At 40.6% G+C, this 3,588-nt stretch carries 4 protein-coding genes, 1 tRNA gene and 1 rRNA gene; all 6 read left to right on the forward strand.

Translation table 11 applies throughout. The features are described 5' to 3' along the window. Nucleotides 1-114: 114 nt before the first annotated feature. The gene (locus DXA18_RS15280; protein WP_243007167.1) at nucleotides 115-651 is read left to right on the forward strand and encodes a DUF2752 domain-containing protein; all 537 of its coding nucleotides are present in this window, start codon (nucleotides 115-117) and stop codon (nucleotides 649-651) included. A gap of 16 nt (nucleotides 652-667) precedes the next feature. Beyond that, the gene (locus DXA18_RS15285; RefSeq protein WP_118384574.1) at nucleotides 668-1,840 is read left to right on the forward strand and encodes a CD225/dispanin family protein; all 1,173 of its coding nucleotides are present in this window, start codon (nucleotides 668-670) and stop codon (nucleotides 1,838-1,840) included. A 41-nt stretch (nucleotides 1,841-1,881) separates the two neighbouring features. Beyond that, a complete protein-coding gene (locus DXA18_RS15290) occupies nucleotides 1,882-2,349 on the forward strand; it encodes a DUF4190 domain-containing protein (RefSeq protein ID WP_118384575.1) in 468 nt (155 codons plus the stop codon). 146 nt (nucleotides 2,350-2,495) lie between these two features. Next, on the forward strand, nucleotides 2,496-2,783 hold the full coding sequence (locus DXA18_RS17760) for a DUF2752 domain-containing protein (RefSeq protein ID WP_158567163.1): 288 nt from the start codon (nucleotides 2,496-2,498) through the stop codon (nucleotides 2,781-2,783). 322 nt (nucleotides 2,784-3,105) lie between these two features. Further along, nucleotides 3,106-3,194, forward strand: a tRNA-Ser gene (locus DXA18_RS15300). A 300-nt stretch (nucleotides 3,195-3,494) separates the two neighbouring features. Next, nucleotides 3,495-3,588, forward strand: a 16S ribosomal RNA gene (locus DXA18_RS15305); the annotation flags it as partial.

A 3,588-nucleotide genomic window follows, 5' to 3' on the forward strand; every position in this document is an offset into this window, starting at 1 on the left:
AAAAATATTAAAAGAAAAGCCAGAGCTTTCAAGATGTATATCAGCTGGGAGTCCAACCCCCCCAGCTGATATAGCCTCCGGCAGGATTGCAGAGGTGCGCAGTAGAAGTATGTCATGCAATTGCATGACGCGCACCTCGCAGCAAGAATGCGAGGCATTCTTGAAAATGAAAAAACAGGTGATAAAATGCTGAGTATGATGAAAGAAAAAATCTATGATCCGTCTGGAATTATGAAGAAAGAAATTCGCATTATAATTAGTGCAGGTGTTTTTGTAATATTGCTTGCGGGTACCCTGTTTTTATATTATCATAATCCTAAGGACGGATTAGGTCTGGTGTGCCCGATTTATACGTTGACTGGCTATTATTGTCCGGGATGCGGTGCGGGAAGGGCATGTTATGCTATCCTGCATATGCGGTTTTATCAGGCATTCAGATATAATCCATTATTAGTACTGATTCTTCCGTGGTTGATTTTGTATTATTTGATATGCTGGATACAATGGTTGATTTGCGGCAGAGAGAAGCTGAGTGTGAATATACCGTTATGGATTCCAATGACAGTATTAATTATGATGTTAATATATGGCATTGTGAGGAATATAGGTGTATATCCATTTACGGTACTGGCCCCGACAAAGGTGCTATAAGGAAGGAGAGAAAAGTATGAAGTGTAGTTTTTGTGGCAATGAGGTAGAAAAAGGGATGAAATACTGTCCGCTTTGTGGTGCTGAAGTAAAGGAAGAGACTCCTGAAAACCAGACACCAGAGATGGAAAATCATGATGAGCCGAATAACGATTACAGTTATGGACAGAGTAGCAGTGATCCAAATGGCGGATATAGTTATGGACAGAGCAGTAGTGATCCAAATGGCGGATACAGCTATGGACAAAATAACAGTACCCCTAATAGCAGTTTTAATTATGGTGGACAGTCTGGTAATGGATATAGTCAGTTTAATAATGGGCAACCGGAGAAACAGATTAGTGGAACGCCATATATTATCTTCTCGATTCTTGTGACATTGTGTTGCTGCCTGCCGCTGGGTATTGTAAGTATCGTATATGCAAGTAAGATTAATTCTTTGCAGAATGCAGGTGATTATGAAGGTGCTAAAGCAGCAGCTAAGAAAGCAAAGATTTTTATGATTGTTGGTGCTGTTGGTGGGTTGATTGCAAGTGTCGGGCTTTTTGCAACAGGATATATCAGTGATTCCACGACGGTTCAGACGGTTGAAAACATGCTGGACGAAGATGCAGATACAACAGATTCGAGAGATGATGTAACAGAGACAGATGATAAAGAAACTACAAAAGAGCCGGTTACAGCCAATGAAGACCTTGGTGATAGCTGGAAGAGTTATACAGTACAGATTAATGATGCGGTTGTGACATTTCCGTGTGAAGTCAGTAAGCTGGAAGAAACTGGACTTACATTGGATACGGATGACAAATCAGAAGACTACGTGATTAATAAAGATGATTATGAGTTGGTATATTTCCAGGATTCTAATGCTAATTCGTTGATGTTTATAGTGTCCAATAAAACAGATTCGGCTAAGACGATAAAAGAATGTAAAGTATCAGGGATATATGTAGATGAGTATGATGTTGAAGATGGTAGTCTTACAGTAATCTTCCCTGGAAATATTCAGGTTGGAATGGATATCAGCGATGTGGAAGCTAAATGGGGAGAAGCATCCGATGTATATGAAGGAGAATATTCTGATACATATAGCTGGTATGATGAAGATACATATAATTATTGTACAGTAAGTGTGGATCCGGAGACAAAAAAAGTGACGATGATCGATCTGGATGGGCAAGACCTGCAATAGTGTAAAGTAGATGGAATAGGATAAAAAGCAGGAACGAAAAGATGAAGTGTAGACGATGCGGATTTGAAAATGTAGACAATGCAGATTTTTGCTGCCATTGTGGAGAAGATCTTAGACAGATGAACCGGCTGGAATATCAGAATAATCTGCGAGATCCCAATGAGCAGATGAATCAGAACTATCAGCAGAATTTTAATTACCAACAGAACCAGAGCTTCCGGCAGGAACAGAATTTCCGGCAGGGGATGAATTATAATGCAAAAGATGGTGGAGAAGATGGAATGGCAGTGGCTTCCATGGTGTGTGGAATCTGTGCGCTTCTTATGATGTGTTGTGTGCCTTATTTTACGTTGGTTATGGCAATATTGGGACTGGTGTTTGGTATATTGTCGTTAAAGAAGAAACCGGGTAATGGGATGGCGTTAACTGGCGTGATAACATCGGGTATATCACTGGCATTTTCTGTGATTGGGATTCTGATGGGACTGAGTCTGCTCCTTAATGTATGAGGTGACAGATATTGTTGGAATATGTGGGTGAAAGAACAGAGTGGGTTTGTTACAGGATCTTGACGTTGCTATATATGTTGGTGGCGCTGGTGATAGTGTATATGCGATATTTCCATATCGAACTGTATAGTGCCTCGGAATGCTATATGTATCGAATGACGGGATATTACTGTCCGGGATGCGGAGGTACACGGGCGGTGCAGGCGTTAGTGCATGTGGAACTGTTGCGAAGCCTGAGGTGTCATCCGGCTGTTTTACCTGGCGTGGTAATGTCGATCGTGTTTTGGATTGGCATGACATGTGAAAAGATAGTCCGACCAAATATAAAGCGCTTTAAATTGAGAAGGATATATTTTTACGTTGTACTGGGAATTGTGATGATACAGTGGATTGTAAAAAATGTTTTATTATATGCTCTTGGATGGCATATATGAGAATGATACATTATGAAGCTGAAAAGCGGTATGTAGATGCGGGAATGCTACTATGTACCGTTTTTTTACTTTACAGGAAATTGCTTTCCTGTAAAGTAAAAAACGCTCCGCGAGGATGCGCACTGCGGCGGATGAGGTAGATGTCGCAAGCGACCGCCGCAGGCGCGAGAATGTGCCAAGGCACATTCTTTGTTCGTGCGAATTTGAAAAACCATCCCGGATTCGGAATTTGGAATTTGGGAAAGTAAAAAAATGGAAGAAAACTGTTGACAAAACCAGAAGACACAACTATAATATCATTTGTTCGCGCTTGAAACGGTATGGAGAAATACCCAAGAGGCTGAAGGGGCTCCCCTGGAAAGGGAGTAGGTCGTTAATAGCGGCGCGAGGGTTCAAATCCCTCTTTCTCCGTTTTGATATATACCAATGTTAATAACTGGTAAAAAGAAAATTAAAAAATCTTAAAAAAGTTGTTGACAAGATATGGGAAAACATGGTATTATATCAAAGCTGACTCGTGAGAGCGGCAAACACAAAGAACTTTGATAACTGAACAATAGACAACAACCCTGAAGATTCTTTAAGAGAAAATTCAGAACAAGACATTTAATGTCGACCTAAAACAGTAATAACGGGATAGGAAAGCTAGTAGTTTTCCTGAACGGAATTAAACTTGATTTTAACTCACACTGAGGTGTGAGGGAAAATATTTTTTACGAGAGTTTGATCCTGGCTCAGGATGAACGCTGGCGGCGTGCTTAACACATGCAAGTCGAACGAAGCACTTAAGTTTGATTCTTCGGAT

The organism is Dorea sp. AM58-8 (assembly GCF_003464045.1).
Lineage (GTDB): Bacteria > Bacillota > Clostridia > Lachnospirales > Lachnospiraceae > Claveliimonas > Claveliimonas ammoniilytica.

Bases quoted from the DNA above. Each gene is read 5' to 3' on its own strand.
- DXA18_RS15280 (WP_243007167.1), top strand. From the start codon at position 115: ATGCAATTGCATGACGCGCACCTCGCAGCAAGAATGCGAGGCATTCTT.
- DXA18_RS15285 (WP_118384574.1), top strand. From the start codon at position 668: ATGAAGTGTAGTTTTTGTGGCAATGAGGTAGAAAAAGGGATGAAATAC.
- DXA18_RS15290 (WP_118384575.1), top strand. From the start codon at position 1,882: ATGAAGTGTAGACGATGCGGATTTGAAAATGTAGACAATGCAGATTTT.
- DXA18_RS17760 (WP_158567163.1), top strand. From the start codon at position 2,496: ATGTATCGAATGACGGGATATTACTGTCCGGGATGCGGAGGTACACGG.